The sequence below is a fragment of the Serratia symbiotica genome (assembly GCF_000821185.2).
GTDB classification, from domain to species: domain Bacteria; phylum Pseudomonadota; class Gammaproteobacteria; order Enterobacterales; family Enterobacteriaceae; genus Serratia; species Serratia symbiotica.
In genome coordinates, this window is the sequence record NZ_CP050855.1 from 3198919 (window position 1) to 3216549 (window position 17631).

15 protein-coding genes, 4 pseudogenes and 1 other annotated feature are annotated in these 17631 nt (G+C 48.9%); of the genes and pseudogenes, 16 read left to right on the forward strand and 3 right to left on the reverse strand.

Features of this window, described 5'->3' with window-relative positions; all coding sequences use genetic code 11:
- The first annotated feature begins 25 nt into the window (after positions 1-25).
- The 16 genes and pseudogenes from mnmG (at position 26) to SYMBAF_RS15895 (ending at position 15860) form a co-directional block, all read left to right on the forward strand.
- Positions 26-1915: a tRNA uridine-5-carboxymethylaminomethyl(34) synthesis enzyme MnmG gene (gene mnmG / locus SYMBAF_RS15825; RefSeq protein WP_040264054.1), complete on the forward strand. Its 1890-nt coding sequence runs from the start codon at positions 26-28 to the stop codon at positions 1913-1915.
- 146 nt (positions 1916-2061) lie between these two features.
- Entirely contained in the window at positions 2062-2682 is a 621-nt protein-coding gene (gene rsmG / locus SYMBAF_RS15830; protein WP_040264052.1) for a 16S rRNA (guanine(527)-N(7))-methyltransferase RsmG, read from the forward strand.
- A 620-nt stretch (positions 2683-3302) separates the two neighbouring features.
- Positions 3303-3686 carry a F0F1 ATP synthase subunit I gene (gene atpI / locus SYMBAF_RS15835; RefSeq protein WP_040264050.1) on the forward strand — a complete coding sequence of 128 codons (384 nt, stop codon included), beginning with the start codon at positions 3303-3305 and terminating at the stop codon, positions 3684-3686.
- Positions 3687-3708: 22 nt separating this feature from the next.
- Positions 3709-4488: a F0F1 ATP synthase subunit A gene (atpB, locus tag SYMBAF_RS15840; protein ID WP_040264048.1), complete on the forward strand. Its 780-nt coding sequence runs from the start codon at positions 3709-3711 to the stop codon at positions 4486-4488.
- Positions 4489-4537: 49 nt separating this feature from the next.
- Positions 4538-4780 (forward strand): F0F1 ATP synthase subunit C, encoded by a 243-nt coding sequence (atpE, locus tag SYMBAF_RS15845; RefSeq protein ID WP_006708948.1) that lies wholly within the window; start codon positions 4538-4540, stop codon positions 4778-4780.
- Positions 4781-4833: 53 nt separating this feature from the next.
- Entirely contained in the window at positions 4834-5304 is a 471-nt protein-coding gene (atpF, locus tag SYMBAF_RS15850; protein ID WP_040264046.1) for a F0F1 ATP synthase subunit B, read from the forward strand.
- A 14-nt stretch (positions 5305-5318) separates the two neighbouring features.
- Entirely contained in the window at positions 5319-5852 is a 534-nt protein-coding gene (gene atpH / locus SYMBAF_RS15855; protein ID WP_040264044.1) for a F0F1 ATP synthase subunit delta, read from the forward strand.
- A 12-nt stretch (positions 5853-5864) separates the two neighbouring features.
- Positions 5865-7406: a F0F1 ATP synthase subunit alpha gene (gene atpA / locus SYMBAF_RS15860; RefSeq protein ID WP_040264042.1), complete on the forward strand. Its 1542-nt coding sequence runs from the start codon at positions 5865-5867 to the stop codon at positions 7404-7406.
- 59 nt (positions 7407-7465) lie between these two features.
- Positions 7466-8329, forward strand: a complete 864-nt coding sequence (gene atpG, locus SYMBAF_RS15865; RefSeq protein WP_040264040.1) for a F0F1 ATP synthase subunit gamma — start codon at positions 7466-7468, stop codon at positions 8327-8329.
- A gap of 98 nt (positions 8330-8427) precedes the next feature.
- The gene (atpD, locus tag SYMBAF_RS15870) at positions 8428-9810 is read left to right on the forward strand and encodes a F0F1 ATP synthase subunit beta (RefSeq protein ID WP_040264038.1); all 1383 of its coding nucleotides are present in this window, start codon (positions 8428-8430) and stop codon (positions 9808-9810) included.
- A gap of 20 nt (positions 9811-9830) precedes the next feature.
- Complete coding sequence (locus SYMBAF_RS15875; protein ID WP_040264036.1) at positions 9831-10250, forward strand: F0F1 ATP synthase subunit epsilon; 420 nt, start codon at positions 9831-9833, stop codon at positions 10248-10250.
- 286 nt (positions 10251-10536) lie between these two features.
- Positions 10537-11916: a bifunctional UDP-N-acetylglucosamine diphosphorylase/glucosamine-1-phosphate N-acetyltransferase GlmU gene (gene glmU / locus SYMBAF_RS15880; protein ID WP_052447649.1), complete on the forward strand. Its 1380-nt coding sequence runs from the start codon at positions 10537-10539 to the stop codon at positions 11914-11916.
- 336 nt (positions 11917-12252) lie between these two features.
- Positions 12253-14082 (forward strand): glutamine--fructose-6-phosphate transaminase (isomerizing), encoded by a 1830-nt coding sequence (glmS, locus tag SYMBAF_RS15885; protein WP_040264032.1) that lies wholly within the window; start codon positions 12253-12255, stop codon positions 14080-14082.
- A 205-nt stretch (positions 14083-14287) separates the two neighbouring features.
- Positions 14288-14425 (forward strand): annotated as a pseudogene (gene tnpA / locus SYMBAF_RS18565) (IS66 family insertion sequence element accessory protein TnpA); the annotation flags it as partial.
- A 51-nt stretch (positions 14426-14476) separates the two neighbouring features.
- Positions 14477-14685 (forward strand): annotated as a pseudogene (locus tag SYMBAF_RS15890) (integrase core domain-containing protein); the annotation flags it as partial.
- A gap of 203 nt (positions 14686-14888) precedes the next feature.
- Complete coding sequence (locus SYMBAF_RS15895) at positions 14889-15860, forward strand: YopJ family acetyltransferase (RefSeq protein ID WP_040264030.1); 972 nt, start codon at positions 14889-14891, stop codon at positions 15858-15860.
- A gap of 10 nt (positions 15861-15870) precedes the next feature.
- On the opposite strand, the pseudogene SYMBAF_RS15900 reads toward SYMBAF_RS15895, so the two are convergent.
- The 3 genes and pseudogenes from SYMBAF_RS15900 to SYMBAF_RS15910 form a co-directional block, all read right to left on the reverse strand.
- Positions 15871-16068 (reverse strand): annotated as a pseudogene (locus SYMBAF_RS15900) (IS481 family transposase); the annotation flags it as partial.
- A 38-nt stretch (positions 16069-16106) separates the two neighbouring features.
- Positions 16107-17083: pseudogene (locus SYMBAF_RS15905) on the reverse strand (IS3 family transposase); the annotation flags it as partial.
- Positions 16685-16801, reverse strand: a sequence feature (AL1L pseudoknot). Its footprint overlaps the pseudogene before it by 117 nt.
- A gap of 95 nt (positions 17084-17178) precedes the next feature.
- Entirely contained in the window at positions 17179-17631 is a 453-nt protein-coding gene (locus SYMBAF_RS15910) for an MFS transporter (RefSeq protein ID WP_226020452.1), read from the reverse strand.

Genomic DNA, 17631 nt, shown 5'->3' on the forward strand with positions numbered 1-17631 from the left:
TCGCAATACACCGAGGTGCAGTTACATGTTTTATCCCGATCAATTTGACGTCATCATCATCGGTGGTGGTCATGCAGGTACCGAAGCCGCCATGGCTGCGGCACGCATGGGACGTCAAACTCTATTACTGACACACAACATCGATACGCTGGGGCAAATGTCCTGTAACCCTGCGATTGGCGGTATTGGTAAAGGGCATTTGGTGAAGGAAATTGACGCACTCGGCGGATTGATGGCTACTGCGATCGATCATGCTGGTATTCAGTTTAGGATACTAAACGCGAGTAAAGGTCCAGCAGTACGAGCTACCCGCGCTCAGGCTGATCGTGTGTTGTACCGTCAGGCCATACGCACTGCGTTAGAGAACCAGCCTAACTTAATGATCTTCCAACAACCGGTCGACGATCTTATCGTGGAAAACGATCATGCTGTGGGTGCAGTGACCCAGATGGGGTTGAAATTCCGTGCCAAAGCGGTAGTGCTGACTGTAGGCACCTTCCTTGACGGTAAGATCCATATCGGCTTGAAGAATTATAGAGGCGGGCGCGCTGGAGATCCTCCGGCGATCTCGTTGTCACAACGCCTGCGGGAACTGCCACTACGTGTCAATCGGCTAAAAACTGGCACACCGCCGCGTATTGATGCACGTACTATCAACTTCAGCGTCTTAATGCCACAGCAGGGTGATACGCCGGTGCCGGTATTCTCGTTTATGGGTAACGCCAGCCAGCATCCAGAGCAGAGGACGTGCTACATCACTCATACCAATGAAAAAACCCATGAGGTGATCCGCAACAATCTCGATCGCAGCCCGATGTACTCCGGGATTATCGAAGGGATTGGCCCACGTTACTGCCCGTCGATTGAAGACAAAGTGATGCGCTTCGCCGATCGTAACACACACCAGATTTTCCTTGAGCCGGAAGGTTTAACCAGCAATGAGATTTATCCAAACGGTATTTCCACCAGCCTGCCATTTGACGTGCAGATGCAGATAGTCCGTTCGATGGAAGGGATGCAGAATGCCCGCATCGTTCGCCCAGGCTATGCTATCGAGTACGATTTCTTTGATCCCCGTGATCTAAAACCAACATTGGAGAGCAAATTTATCCAGGGGCTGTTTTTCGCAGGCCAGATCAACGGCACTACTGGTTATGAAGAAGCCGCAGCTCAAGGGTTGTTGGCCGGTCTCAACGCTGGACGCTACGCCAATCAAGATGAAGGTTGGGCACCGCGCCGCGATCAGTCCTACCTTGGTGTACTGGTGGACGATCTCAGCACTCTGGGTACCAAAGAACCCTACCGCATGTTCACATCACGCGCCGAATATCGCCTTATGCTGCGCGAAGATAACGCCGATTTGCGCCTAACCGAGAAAGGCCGCGACTTGGGCCTAGTGGATGATGTGCGCTGGGCACGCTACTGCGAGAAGCTGGAACACATTGAACAGGAACGTCAGCGTCTGCGTGACATCTGGATGCATCCGCATGCCGAGAATGTTGAGCAGGTCAACCTGTTGCTGAAGACACCCTTATCACGTGAAGCTAACGGCGAAGAACTGTTGCGTCGTCCTGAAATGGATTACTCGTTGCTGACTAGTGTGGCTGCTTTTTCGCCAGCGCTGGAGGATACCCAGGCTGCCGAGCAAGTTGAGATCCAGGTCAAATACCAAGGCTATATCGCTCGTCAGCAGGAAGAGATCGAGAAACAACAGCGCAATGAAAATACTGTTCTGCCATTAGATCTCGATTACTGTCAAGTGATCGGCCTGTCAAACGAAGTGATCGCCAAGCTAAATGATCACAAACCGAACTCCATTGGCCAAGCTTCGCGTATCTCTGGGATCACCCCAGCGGCGATATCAATTTTGCTGATTTGGTTAAAGAAACAAGGGTTACTGCGTCGAAGCGCATAAAATTCGTATTTGAATGGCCGTTTGTTTATTAGACGAGCAAGCGACCACTGACATTATTCCTAATTCCTAGCCAGAATTATCATTGTCGTTTCGTCATGCCAAACTCAGAGTCGCTGGCAGTTCAACGACAATCAGAGGTAAACGTCGTGCAAAAAAAGTTAGACTCGTTGCTTTCAGCAGCAGGCATTGAACTGCCCGAACAGCAAAAACAGCAGTTATTGGGCTACATTGTCATGCTGGAAAAATGGAACAAAGCCTATAACCTCACTTCGGTGCGCGATGCGCAGCAAATGCTGGTGCGCCATATCCTCGACAGCATCGTTGTCAACGCGCATCTGCAAGGTTCACGCTTTATCGATGTAGGCACTGGCCCTGGCCTTCCGGGTATTCCATTGGCGATTGTTCGCCCGGACGCGCATTTCACGTTACTGGACAGTCTGGGTAAGCGTGTGCGCTTCCTGCGTCAGGTACAGCATGAGCTAGGGCTGCACAATATTGAGCCGGTGCACAGCCGCGTTGAGGAATTCATGGCTGAACCGCCGTTCGACGGCGTCATCAGCCGTGCTTTCGCCTCGCTTCAAGACATGCTGTCTTGGTGCCATCACCTTCCGGTCAAAGGGCGAGGGCGTTTCTACGCACTGAAAGGTGTGTATCCAGATGCAGAACTGGCGCAGTTGCTGGACGGCATCAACCTTGAATCCGTAGTGCGGTTGCAGGTACCTGAACTGGTTGGCGTTCGCCATTTAGTTATTCTTAAGGCAAACTGATGTTTCTTTTGATCAAACCAGCGGAATTAAGAATCTAAAGGCCAAAATAAGCCTGAAATAGGTCAGATAATAGGCTTTTTTTAGTTATTTTACTTTTTCTTAACACTAAAAAGGGAATAATTAGCTATAATAAACTCATTTCTATGATAATAGTCATGCTAGTAATTGTATGAGAAATATTCCGCCTTGCTATTATGGCAATTTTCTGTAGGGATATTATTTTGCTGGTTGTCAATAAAAATGTTTTTATTGAGTATAGGGTTTTTTTAAAATGGCTAATTTACAATGTTTTGATTTATATTATTTTTACCGATTAAATCGTTAAAATCTGTTTAATTAACCACCAGATATAAAGTCAGAAAATGGCATTATTGTGATCGGTTTCTCATTTCATAGTTCAATGTAGGAATGGTCAGATAAACAAATGAACCCTATTATTCCGCCCATTTTTTTGTGAAAATAGCCTGAAATAGCAGTAGGGTAAATAATTGTTCGCTTTTTCTCTACATATCTATTGAATTCGTGTGTGTCCGCCGTATAATTTGCACGTTTTTTGCTGCTTGACTCAGAACAATAAAAAAAGTTGTATACGTCACTTAGCTACGGAGAGAACAAACCTCATGTCTGTGTCCGTTTACAGCGGGAAAATCGCACTCAAACTGCTGTTTTTTCAGTTGATGACGTTTGTTCTGATCAGTACTGTTTTCTTGCTGAAAAGCCTGGAATGGAGCGTTTCGGCACTGGTTGGTGGCCTTGCTGCCTGGTTACCGAGCGTAATGTTTATGCTGTTTGCCTTGTGCCATCAGGTGCAGATGCCGCTGTCTGGTCGGGTTGCTTGGTCATTCGCCATCGGTGAGGGGCTAAAGGTCGCAAGCACTATCATTTTTTTGATCGTGACGCTTGGGGTGTTCAAGGTGGCGTTTATACCGCTTGGCTTGGCCTATTTAGCGGTGTTAGTGGTGCAGATAGTGGCACCTGCCATGATTAACAGTTACCGAACTTAACTAAACAAGGGTAAGAGGCATCATGTCTGTAGGAGAAGTCTTGACTCCACAGGAGTATATCGGTCACCACCTGACGCAACTTCGGGTCGGTACAGGGTTCTGGTCGATTAACATCGATTCGATGTTTTTCTCCGTTGTCCTCGGGGTTCTCTTCTTGGTGATATTCCGCAAAGTGGCAAAAAATGCTACTAGCGGTATACCGGGTAAACTGCAAACAGCTGTGGAATTGGTAGTCGGATTTGTCGATAGCAGCGTTCGCGATATGTACCATGGAAAAAGCAAGGTTATTGCGCCGTTGGCGTTGACCGTGTTTGTCTGGGTGTTCCTGATGAATCTAATGGACTTGCTGCCGATCGATCTGTTGCCAACCATTGGTGAGCGTTATCTCGGTTTGCCTGCGCTGCGCGTAGTGCCTACTGCTGATGTGAACGTGACTCTATCGATGGCATTGGGCGTGTTTATCCTAATTCTGTTTTATAGCATCAACATAAAAGGCGTTGGTAAATTTGTTAAAGAGTTGACCATGCAGCCGTTCAACCACCCTATATTCATTCCGATCAACTTGATTCTTGAAGGTGTCAGCCTACTGTCCAAGCCTGTTTCACTGGGGCTGCGACTCTTCGGCAACATGTATGCGGGTGAGTTGATCTTCATCCTGATTGCTGGTCTGTTGCCGTGGTGGTCACAGTGGGCTTTGAGCTTGCCTTGGGCTATATTCCACATCCTGATCATTACGCTTCAAGCTTTTATTTTCATGGTTCTGACGATCGTCTATCTGTCTATGGCATCCGAAGAACACTGATTTTTTAAAACACTTGCACTTTTTTAACTGAAACAAACTGGAGAATGTCATGGAAAACCTGAGTATGGATCTGCTGTACATGGCTGCCGCTGTGATGATGGGGTTAGCGGCAATCGGTGCTGCGATCGGTATCGGCATCCTGGGGGGGAAATTCTTGGAAGGTGCGGCTCGTCAGCCTGATTTGATACCTCTACTGCGTACACAGTTCTTTATCGTTATGGGTCTGGTTGACGCTATCCCAATGATTGCTGTTGGTCTGGGTCTGTACGTGATGTTTGCCGTCGCGAAGTAGAGGCGTTATCTACACTGAAACCACACTATTAACTTTTAAAGAGGCATTGTGCTGTGAATCTTAACGCAACAATCCTCGGCCAGGCCATTGCGTTTGTTCTGTTTGTTTGGTTCTGTATGAAGTATGTGTGGCCGCCGATTATGGCCGCCATTGAGAAGCGTCAGAAAGAAATTGCTGATGGTCTCGCTTCAGCAGAGCGTGCGAAAAAAGATCTGGACTTAGCGCAAGCCAATGCGGCTGATCATCTGAAAACTGCTAAAGCAGAAGCTCAGGCGCTTATTGAGCAAGCAAACAAACGCAAAGCTCAGATCATGGATGAAGCAAAAGCCGAAGCTGAGCAGGAACGTAACAAAATTGTGGCGCAAGCTCAGGCTGAAATTGAAGCCGAATGTAAGCGCGCTCGTGAAGAGTTGCGTAAGCAAGTCGCAATGCTGGCAATCGCTGGTGCCGAGAAGATCATCGAACGTTCCGTGGATGAAGCTGCTAATAGCGACATCGTTGATAAACTGGTCGCTGAACTGTAAGGAGGGAGGGGCTGATGTCTGAATTTGTCACTGTAGCTCGCCCCTACGCCAAAGCAGCTTTCGACTTTGCCGTTGAGCACCAAAGCGTAGAGCGCTGGCAGGAAATGCTGGCATTTGCGGCGGTTGTCACTCGTAATGAACAGATTTCTGAACTGCTGTCTGGCGCGGTTGCACCGGAAACACTGTCCAAGATGTTCATTGCTATTTGTGGTGACCAACTCGACGAATATGGCCAGAACTTTATCCATATAATGGCCGAAAATGGACGTTTACTGGTTCTTCCTGCAGTGTTGCAGCAGTTCATCGAACTGCGCGCCTCGCTAGAATCTACTGTCGAAGTGGATGTGCTCTCTGCGAGTGCACTGAGCAACGAACAGCAGGCTAAAATTGTCGCTGCGATGGAAAAACGTCTATCACGCAAAGTTAAGCTGAATTGCAAAATTGATAAGTCTGTACTGGCTGGCATTATTGTCCGTGCTGGAGATATGGTGATTGATGGTAGCGTACGCGGCCGTCTTGAACGCCTGACAGACGTCTTGCAGTCTTAAGGGGACTGGAGCATGCAACTGAATTCCACCGAAATCAGCGAACTGATCAAGCAACGCATTGCTCAGTTCAATGTAGTGAGCGAAGCTCACAATGAAGGTACTATCGTTTCCGTCAGCGACGGGATCATCCGCGTACAGGGTCTGGCCGAAGTTATGCAGGGCGAAATGATCGCACTGCCAGGTAACCGTTACGCAATAGCATTGAACCTGGAGCGTGACTCCGTCGGTGCCGTGGTTATGGGACCGTATGCGGATCTGGCCGAAGGTATGAAGGTAAAATGCACTGGCCGTATTTTGGAGGTTCCGGTTGGCCGTGGCCTGCTGGGCCGCGTTGTTAACACCTTGGGCGTACCTATTGACGGTAAAGGACCGGTTGAAAACGACGGCTTTTCACCGGTTGAAGCCATCGCCCCTGGCGTTATTGAGCGTCAATCCGTTGATCAGCCGGTTCAGACTGGCTACAAATCTGTCGATGCCATGATCCCCGTTGGCCGTGGCCAGCGTGAACTGGTGATCGGTGACCGCCAGACCGGTAAAACTGCATTGGTGGTCGATACGATCATCAATCAACGTGACTCCGGTATCAAATGTGTTTACGTGGCTATCGGTCAGAAAGCGTCCACCATCGCTAACGTGGTGCGCAAACTGGAAGATCACGGCGCACTGGCCAACACTATCGTTGTGGTTGCTACCGCGTCTGAATCTGCTGCACTGCAATATCTGGCACCCTATGCTGGTTGCGCGATGGGTGAATATTTCCGTGATCGTGGTGAAGATGCGCTGATCGTATACGATGATTTGTCCAAACAGGCCGTTGCTTACCGTCAGATATCCCTGTTGCTTCGTCGCCCACCAGGTCGTGAAGCTTACCCAGGCGATGTATTCTATCTCCACTCCCGTTTGCTGGAGCGTGCTGCACGCGTTAACGCCGAATATGTTGAAGCCTTCACGAAAGGTGCAGTCAAAGGCAAAACCGGTTCACTGACCGCTTTACCGATCATCGAAACTCAGGCGGGTGACGTTTCCGCATTTGTTCCAACCAACGTAATTTCGATCACCGATGGTCAGATATTCCTAGAATCCAACCTATTTAACTCCGGCATTCGTCCAGCAGTCAACCCAGGTATATCGGTATCCCGTGTGGGTGGCGCAGCACAGACCAAGATAATGAAAAAGCTGTCCGGGGGTATCCGTACTGCTTTGGCACAGTATCGTGAATTGGCAGCGTTCTCACAGTTTGCTTCCGATCTGGATGATGCAACTCGCAAACAACTGAGCCACGGCCAGAAAGTGACCGAACTGCTCAAACAGAAACAGTATGCGCCGATGTCGGTTGCACAACAGTCTCTGGTGCTGTTTGCCGCAGAACGTGGCTACCTAAACGACGTTGAAGTCGCGAAGGTTGTGAGCTTTGAAGCCGCGTTGGTTGCTTATGCTGACTGCGAGTACGCTGAACTGCTGGAGCACATCAACCAAACTGGCAACTTTAATGATGAGATCGAGGGCAAGCTGAAAGGCATCCTCGATACCTTCAAGAAAACCCAGTTCTGGTAACGTCGAACGGTCTTGCTGTTGAAAGACAGCAGGCCGTCTGGTAGTGAGGAGAAGCAGATATGGCCAGCGCAAAAGAGATACGTAGTAAGATCGGGAGCGTGAAAAACACGCAAAAGATCACTAAAGCGATGGAAATGGTCGCCGCCTCCAAAATGCGTAAATCGCAGGAACGCATGGCGGCCAGCCGTCCTTATGCAGAGACCATACGCAAAGTGATTGGTCACCTTGCATTAGGGAATCTGGAGTACCAGCACCCATACCTGAATGAGCGTGACGTTAAGCGCGTCGGATATTTGGTGGTGTCTACTGACCGAGGTCTCTGTGGCGGCTTGAACATCAACCTGTTCAAAAAGCTGCTGATGGAGATGAAAGGCTGGTCTGAAAAAGGCGTTGAAACCGATTTGGCGCTGATTGGCTCTAAAGCGGCCTCTTTTTTTGGTTCCGTGGGCGGCAACACCGTTGCCCAAGTCACCGGTATGGGGGATAAACCTTCCCTGTTGGATCTTATTGGGCCGGTAAAAGTGATGCTACAAGCCTATGACGCAGGTCGTTTGGACAAGCTGTATATTGTCAGCAACAAATTTGTTAATACGATGTCCCAAGAGCCGCAAGTCGTTCAGTTGTTACCGTTACCGCCTGCCGATGATGAAGAACTGAAAAAAACACCTTGGGATTACCTGTATGAACCTGATCCAAAAGTGCTGCTTGACACCTTGCTGCGCCGTTATGTGGAATCGCAGGTTTATCAGGGCGTCGTGGAAAACCTGGCTAGCGAGCAGGCTGCACGAATGGTCGCAATGAAAGCTGCCACTGATAACGGCGGCAGCCTGATCAAAGAGCTGCAGTTGGTATACAACAAGGCTCGTCAGGCCAGCATCACTCAGGAACTCACCGAGATCGTTTCGGGAGCCTCCGCGGTTTAACCAGGTTATTACCCTAGATAGCTCAGATTGCGGGAAAGCAGCCAGCACGCCGACAATTTGAACTATGGCAGGTAAACGAATTACGTAGAGGATTCAAGATGGCTACTGGAAAGATTATCCAGGTAATCGGCGCCGTAGTGGACGTCGAGTTCCCTCAGGATGCCGTACCCAAAGTGTACGATGCCCTTGAGGTTGAGAACGATACCGACAAACTGGTGCTGGAAGTTCAGCAGCAGCTAGGTGGTGGTGTGGTTCGCTGTATCGCAATGGGGACTTCTGATGGCCTGCGTCGCGGCTTGAAAGTGAACAACCTGGAACACCCGATTGAAGTGCCGGTGGGTAAAGCTACCTTGGGCCGTATCATGAACGTATTGGGCGAGCCTATCGACATGAAAGGCGAGATTGGCGAAGGAGAGCGTTGGGCGATTCACCGTCCTGCGCCAAGCTACGAAGAGTTGTCCAGCTCTCAGGAGCTACTGGAAACCGGTATAAAAGTCATGGATCTGATTTGTCCGTTTGCTAAGGGCGGTAAAGTCGGTCTATTCGGCGGTGCGGGTGTGGGTAAAACCGTAAACATGATGGAACTGATCCGTAACATCGCGATTGAACACTCCGGTTATTCCGTGTTCGCGGGCGTGGGCGAGCGTACGCGTGAGGGCAACGACTTCTACCACGAAATGAAGGATTCCAACGTACTGGACAAAGTATCGCTGGTTTACGGTCAGATGAATGAGCCTCCGGGTAACCGCCTGCGCGTGGCACTGACCGGTTTGACCATGGCAGAGAAATTCCGTGACGAAGGCCGCGACGTTCTGTTGTTCGTCGACAATATTTACCGTTACACCCTGGCCGGTACCGAAGTTTCCGCACTTTTGGGCCGTATGCCATCTGCGGTAGGTTATCAGCCAACGTTGGCGGAAGAAATGGGGGTTCTGCAAGAGCGTATCACCTCTACCAAGACCGGTTCTATCACCTCCGTACAGGCTGTTTACGTTCCAGCGGATGATTTAACTGACCCATCACCAGCCACCACTTTTGCGCACTTGGATGCAACCGTGGTTCTGAGTCGTGACATTGCTTCTCTGGGGATTTACCCGGCTGTTGACCCACTGGACTCCACCAGCCGTCAGTTAGATCCGCTGGTTGTTGGTCAGGAGCACTACGATGTGGCGCGTGGCGTGCAGTCCATTTTGCAACGTTATCAGGAACTGAAAGATATCATTGCCATCTTGGGTATGGACGAGTTGTCTGAAGAAGATAAGCTGGTGGTATCCCGTGCACGTAAAATCCAGCGTTTCCTGTCTCAGCCGTTCTTCGTGGCAGAGGTTTTCACCGGTTCTCCGGGAAAATTCGTATCGCTGAAAGACACCATCCGTGGTTTCAAAGGCATTATGGATGGCGATTATGACCACCTGCCAGAACAGGCGTTCTACATGGTTGGCACCATTGAAGAAGCAGTGGAAAAAGCCAAGAAACTGTAACGCCTTGAGAGGAGGGTGATATGGCTATGACTTACCATCTGGATGTCGTCAGCGCGGAAAAACAGATGTTTTCCGGCTTGGTGCAAAAGATTCAGGTGACAGGCAGTGAAGGTGAACTAGGTATTTTCCCTGGCCATGCGCCGCTGCTGACTGCCATCAAACCTGGCATGGTGCATATTGTTAACCAACACGGTGAAGAAGAGTTTATTTACCTATCAGGTGGTATACTTGAGGTACAGCCGCGTGTGGTTACCGTGTTAGCTGACACGGCTATCCGTGGAACTGACCTAGACGAAGCGAGATCGCTAGAGGCTAAGTATAAAGCTGAAGAGCACATTCGCAACTCTCACGGTGACGTAGACTATGCTCAGGCATCCGCTGAACTGGCGAAAGCGATCGCAAAACTGCGTGTTATCGAGTTAACCAGAAAAGCAATGTAATTTTCGGGGCGTAATATGCACCCAAACTTAAGAAAGCAAGCGACCTATTCGGGTCGCTTTTTTTTGCTTTAAAATAACCATTTCAGACCGGCTATTATTGTGGTGTATGACCCTTTATATCGGTAAGAATATGATCGATGATCGGCAGTAATTTCACCGCCGCGCAAAATGGGTAGCGCTTGTGATAAGCCAATGCCTGTGTCCGATTCGTGTAAAGAAATATGTAGTAATCTCGTCACTAAACGGTTTTACTTTTGCCTATCAAAATAGATTTATCAGGTTACTTATGTCGAACAGTGCAATGAGTGTAGTGATCCTCGCCGCAGGCAAAGGAACACGCATGTATTCCGATCTTCCCAAGGTGTTACACCCGTTGGCGGGCAAGCCAATGGTGCAACACGTCATTGATGCCGCGATGAAGTTGGGTGCACAAAATGTCCATCTAGTGTACGGCCATGGTGGCGATCAGTTGAAAAGCACCTTGTCTGATGGCGCGCTGAACTGGGTACTACAGGTTGAACAGTTAGGTACTGGGCACGCGATGCAACAGGCCGCGCCATATTTTTCCGATAATGAAGACGTGCTGATGCTGTACGGTGACGTGCCGTTGATCTCTGTCGAGACTCTCACCCGGCTGCTGGCGGCAAAGCCGCAGGGCGGCATAGGTCTGCTGACAGTGAGACTGGACGACCCAAGCGGCTACGGGCGTATTGTGCGCGAAAATGGCGAGGTGGTGGGCATTGTTGAGCATAAAGACGCCAGCGAGATGCAACGCCAGATCAACGAAATAAATACCGGCATTCTAGTGGCCAATGGGCGCGATCTTAAGTGCTGGCTGGATATGCTCAACAACGATAATGCGCAGGGTGAATATTACATCACAGATATCATCGCATTGGCCCATGCGGACGGCAAAAAAATAGAGGCGGTACATCCAACGAACCCAAGCGAAGTCGAAGGTGTTAACAACTGCTTGCAGCTAGCGGCACTAGAGCGGGTATTCCAGTCAAAACAATCTGAAAAGCTGCTGCTAGCTGGCGTTATGCTGCTGGATCCGGCACGTTTTGATCTACGCGGTGAACTCGTCTATGGTCGCGATATATCTATTGATGCTAATGTGATTATTGAAGGCACTGTCAAGCTGGGCGATCGGGTAAAAATCGGTATCGGCTGCGTATTAAAAAACTGCGAGATTGGTAACGATTGCGAGATCAGCCCATACAGCGTACTGGAAGATACGGTGCTGGAAGCTAATTGCACCGTGGGGCCTTTCGCTCGCCTGCGCCCCGGCACTAAACTGGCTGCTGGTGCTCACGTTGGCAATTTCGTGGAAATGAAAAAGGCGCACTTGGGTAAAGGTTCCAAAGCGGGTCATCTGAGTTATCTAGGTGATGCCGAGATTGGCGATGGTGTAAATATTGGTGCAGGCACCATCACCTGCAATTACGATGGTGCTAATAAACATAAAACCATTATCGGTGACGACGTATTTATCGGTTCTGATAGCCAACTGGTGGCACCGGTTTCTGTCGGCAAAGGTTCCACTATTGCCGCTGGCACCACGGTCACCCGTGATATTGACGAAAACGAACTGGTGCTGAGTCGCATTAAGCAGAAACATATCCAGGGTTGGCCGCGCCCGGTTAAAAAAGTATGCCCTAAATAATTTGAGTTGCAGGAAGGCGGCAACGCAGCGAAAAATCGGTCGGGAACCGATTTGAACCGCGCTTGCGTTGGGTTGCAGGCTGAACTTCAGGGATGAGGTTGATTAATCCCCAGGCGCTGACACCCGTCAGTGACTGGGGTGAGCGAGAAAAGCTCACGCACAGGCAACTTGAAGTATGACGGGTATAAGTAGCATGTTTTGCGTTGGGTTCCGGTAATGAACCCAATAAAAAACATACTAAATCCCCAATGTCTAAGGCAGCGGGGATGCATGGTGAAATCAGTTTGATATCATGAAAGTACGTCCCTGAGGGCGTTTAAATTAGGAATATAGCTGATGTGTGGAATTGTAGGTGCAGTAGCGCAACGAGATATTGCAGAAATCCTGTTGGAAGGTTTACGCCGTCTTGAGTACCGTGGTTATGACTCCGCTGGTTTGGTGGTGGTAGATACTGAAGGCAACATCAGCCGCCTGCGCCGCGTAGGCAAAGTGCAAAAACTGGCTGAAGTCGCAGAACAACATGAACTGCACGGCGGCACCGGTATTGCCCACACCCGTTGGGCGACGCACGGTGAACCGACTGAAGCGAATGCGCACCCACATGTTTCTGATTACATTACTGTGGTGCATAACGGTATCATCGAAAACCACGAACCGCTGCGTGAGTTGCTGATCGAACGTGGCTACTGCTTCAGTTCAGAAACTGATACTGAAGTGATTGCTCATCTGGTGCATTGGGAGCACAAGCAGGGCGGCACACTGCTGGAAGTGGTTCAGCGAGTGATCCCTCAACTGTGCGGTGCCTATGGCACCGTCGTGATGGATAACCGCGATCCAAACGTACTGGTGGGTGCACGCTCCGGCAGCCCGTTGGTGATTGGGCTTGGTGTCGGTGAAAACTTTATCGCTTCCGATCAACTGGCGCTATTACCGGTAACCCGCCGCTTTATCTTTCTGGAAGAAGGCGATCTGGTTGAGATGACTCGCCGCACCGTCAACATTTTCGACAAGCAAGGCAACCCGGTTGAACGTCCTGAAATAGAATCCCAGGTGCAGTATGACGCCGGTGACAAGGGTGCGCACCGCCACTACATGCAGAAAGAGATCTACGAACAGCCGCTGGCGTTGAAAAACACCCTGGAAGGGCGTTTCAGCCAAGGCCAAATTAACCTGAGCGAGCTTGGCTCACGCGCTGATGAACTGTTGGCAAAGGTACAGCATGTGCAGATTATCGCTTGCGGCACCTCCTATCACTCTGGCATGGTGGCGCGTTACTGGTTTGAAGCGCTGGCAACTGTACCTTGCGATGTCGAGATCGCCTCCGAATTCCGCTACCGCAAATCGGCAGTGCGACCAGGTAGCTTGATTATCACGCTGTCACAGTCTGGCGAAACCGCCGATACTCTGGCGGCGTTGCGCCTGTCCAAAGAGCTGGGCTACCTCGGTTCGTTGGCGGTGTGCAACGTGGCTGGTTCTTCTTTGGTGCGTGAATCCGATCTGGCGTTGATGACCAAGGCTGGCACTGAAATCGGCGTAGCCTCCACCAAGGCTTTCACCACTCAGCTTGCGGTGTTGTTGATGCTGGTGGTGCGTTTGGGTCGCCTGAAGGGCATGGAGGAAAGCGTGGAACATGACATCGTGCACGCTTTGCAGGCGCTGCCGGCACGTATCGAGAAAATGTTGTCGATGGACAACATTATCGAAGCGCTGGCGGAAGATTTCTCCGACAAGCATCACGCGTTATTCCTCGGACGTGGCGATCAGTACCCGATCGCTATGGAGGGGGCATTGAAGCTGAAAGAGATCTCCTATATCCATGCCGAAGCCTATGCAGCAGGTGAATTAAAGCATGGGCCGTTGGCCTTGATTGATGCTGATATGCCGGTGATCGTGGTGGCACCGAATAACGAGCTATTGGAAAAGTTGAAATCCAATATTGAAGAAGTGCGCACGCGCGGTGGGCGGTTGTATGTATTCGCTGATCAGGATGCTGGCTTTGTCAGCAGTGAAGGAATGACCATCATTCCATTGCCGCACGTTGAAGAAATCGTAGCACCAATCTTCTATACCGTGCCGTTGCAATTGTTGTCTTATCATGTAGCACTGATTAAAGGCACCGATGTTGATCAGCCGCGTAATTTGGCGAAGTCAGTGACGGTTGAATAACTGAAGCAGGCAGATTAGCGATAATTGTGGGTGGACAAAATAGTCGTTAACTAGAAAAGTCCGGTTATGTTGTTTAAAAAAGCATACCGGATTTTTTATGGCTAAGTCAAAGCAATCACTGTAAGCGTCCGGCGAACGCACATTGTTAACAAAATTCTGCTGCCACATGCTGCCTTCATTCAATACAATGACCCTGAGTTGAAGCATGGTGAAACGGTATTCTTACAATGAACGGCAACAGCCTCTCGACGCCTGGCAACACAGCGGATTAACTAAACAGCACTATTGTCGGCAGCATGATTTGTACCCGGCCGCCTTTTATTACTGGCTTAACCATCATCACGATGACGCTACCGTGGCTATTCCCGCAGCCTTTATTCCTATACGCTGGGTCAAGCCCGGAAAGCCAACGCAGAATGTGTTTATTGAACGCTTCAACCGGACAGACCGGACAGACCGGACAGAGATACTGGATTTTACCTGTTCAGAACGCTGCATGAGGTGCGAGAAATTGCAGAGAAATGGCTGAGCGAATATAACTGTGAACGTCCGCATGAATCCTTGAACAATCTAACGATGCAGGCGTGCTACATTCTAAAATAGAACACCGTATCGTTTTTTATAAGAAATAGGATAATGACTGTTATAAAATAAATTTTTTGAGGTAATATAATGTTCAGACGGATTAGTAATTCTCATACATTAAGCCAAGCTATCTTGCTAAAAGCAAATAATAAAAATATATCTGATAAAACACTTGATAAAATAGGAAAAAAATAACCTGTATAAAAAACTCAGTAGAACCGATGGAAAAAAGATTAGGAAAAAATACTATTACGCCATATGATTATGCTTTTGGCATGAATGAGGTATGCACAGCTCTACAAAAAATAAAAAATCATACTGTCTATGAAAAAATTAGTAAGGTACTCGGAGAGCATTCTGTGGAATATGCCCTCTTACATACCACAAAGCTATTAAAGGAAAACACTCAATCTAACATAGTTTCTAACATTTTTGATACTCTAACCTTGCCTGTTATTTGCAAATCAGAAAGCAATAACATTGGTAATAGAATTGTTAATTTTAGTTGCTTGAATTCTCTTTTTACATATGTAAATAAAAGTCGTGATGGAAATTTCAAAGCTATTACAAAAATGGCAAAAAATGATAGCATTAATAGAATGCATTATACATGCATAGACGTATTTAAAAAAGGCAGTAAAATAGATTTAGTTGTTTATGAGTCAGCCTGTTTACAAGGTATTGCATCTGCAGGCCCCGATTATGGGGTTAAGTACCTCAGAAACGTATTAAAAGATCAATTTACCAAAGGAAAGATAAAACCTGAAAACATACGAGTTGGTGTAATTGAAATGGGGATTCAAAATAGCCCTAGTGACTGTGCTATTTTCTCTGTTTCTACAGCAAAAAATTTGTATAAAAATACTGAAACTTCAGAGTTGATGTTCTCTAAATTGAATAATCGAGGGGAAAAGTTCACTCTATTTTATAATTCATCTGCAAAAAATACCATTATCGACCCCAAAAGTGTGAAGCAATGTATTGATTTACATCCATTATTTCTTAAACATGCCACATCCAAATCAGGAATTATGCTAACTAACGCTAAAGATAAAAAAATTAATAAAAAAGGAGAAACCTTACAGCAAAGGATTGTAGGGAATTATCAGTTGAGAGATGGTTTGATATATTCAAATTCCATCGAAGTTAAACGTGAAATTTATTTACATAGGATTAATGAAAGAAATTCATGATGTGTGTAATTCATAGACATCGTTTCAATTTTCTCAGCTCAAGTTTAAGCTTATAATTCTGCTCTGGTATATGATCTTCACTGGGCTGATAGTTCGCTTGAACGATATCAGAGTATGGCGTTTGTTCCGCAAGTTCGAAGTAGCGCTTCATCGACGTTTTACCGTTGTGAGCGCTATGAGGACGTTCCCAATGGTAGTCATGCTGCCATTACTCGTTGGCTGAGAGGTCTAGGGTAGTGTAAATCTGTCGTATGAGTCGCCCGTGCTGCCAGTCGAGGGCAGCAGTTTTGCATCCTTTAGCCGCTGTGTGTACGCCAGCGACACATATTGCGAGCCTTTATCGCTGTGATGGATTGTGCCGCTGGGGCGTCTGGCCCACAACGCCTGCTCCAACGCATCCAGCACGAACGCCGTTTCCATCATGGACGATACCCGCCCGCCCACGATACAACCGGCGAATACATCAATGACGAACGCCACGTACGCGAACCCCCGCCAGGTGCTCACATACGTGAAGTCTGACACCCACAACGGGTCTGGCTGCTCTGCCACGAACTGACGGTTCATCCGATCGCCCGCAGCGGCCTCTTTCCGGCTGACGGTGGTTCGCACTTTTTTACCCCGCAGTACGCCCGTAAGCCCCGCCGCTTTCATCAGACGTGCCACCGTGCATCTGGCCACTCTCGCTTGCAACTGGCATCAAACCTTGCGCACACCATACACACAGTGGTTTTCATCATACACGCGCTGTACCTCCACCTTCAGCAGGTCATCATGCCGCGCTCCGGATAGCGTTTATGTTGCTGATGCCGGTAATACGTCGACGGGGCGATATCCAGCTCGTGGCATACCGATCCGACCCCGTGTTTGCTGCGCAAGGTATCCACCAGGGGCGTAATTTTTTCCAGAGGCGGTCGAACTCCGCCTTCACAAAATACGCGGAAGCCTGGCGCAGGATATCATTACTGCGACGCAGTTCGCGGACTTCGCGCTCCAGCTCCTTCAGACGCTGGCGTTCAGTGGTACTCAGTCCGCCATCACCGCCACCGGTATCCCGTTCATGCTGGCGAAAGCCAGGTACGGAGAATCTCCGGCGTGCAGCCTATCTTGGGGGCGATGGAGCTGAGAGCGGCCCATTGCGAACCATATTCGTCCTGGCTTTCCAGAACCAAACGAACGGCCCGCTGACGGACTTCGGGGGAAAAGCGGGTATTTTTAGTCATCCTGTTTACCTCTCTCTCAGAAAGTTTAGTCTCCAGGATTACCGGTGCGGTTCAGAGCTTCCTGACTTATCTCTCTCCAAGAAAATCAGGGCGGTTCAAACCGCTGATGTGGCACGAAGTGTTCGCAGCCCCAAGAGCACGATAACCACCATGACCAACCCCGCTATGATGGCTACGCTGAACCCTGCCCGTGCGCCAAAGACGTCGATGACCATGCCTGCGAGTACACTACCGAGCGCTACACCGATGTTGATGCCAGTCGTCATCCAGATGAGACCTTCGGTGAGTCTGGATGGCGGAACAATGATCGTACCAAGATTCATAACAATGACCATCGTTGGTGCAAATGACATACCTGCCACAAAGAGCATCACGGAAAGGATATAGACGTCCGGTGAGAACATAGGCAATACAGCTGTGACTGAAGTTACCAGTACCCCAACGAAGAACTGCTTTTCAATGGGTAAGGAAACCCTTAATGCGCCAAACGTCAGGCCCGAAATCATTGAACCTAGTGCATACCAGACAAAGGGATATACCGCCTCCAG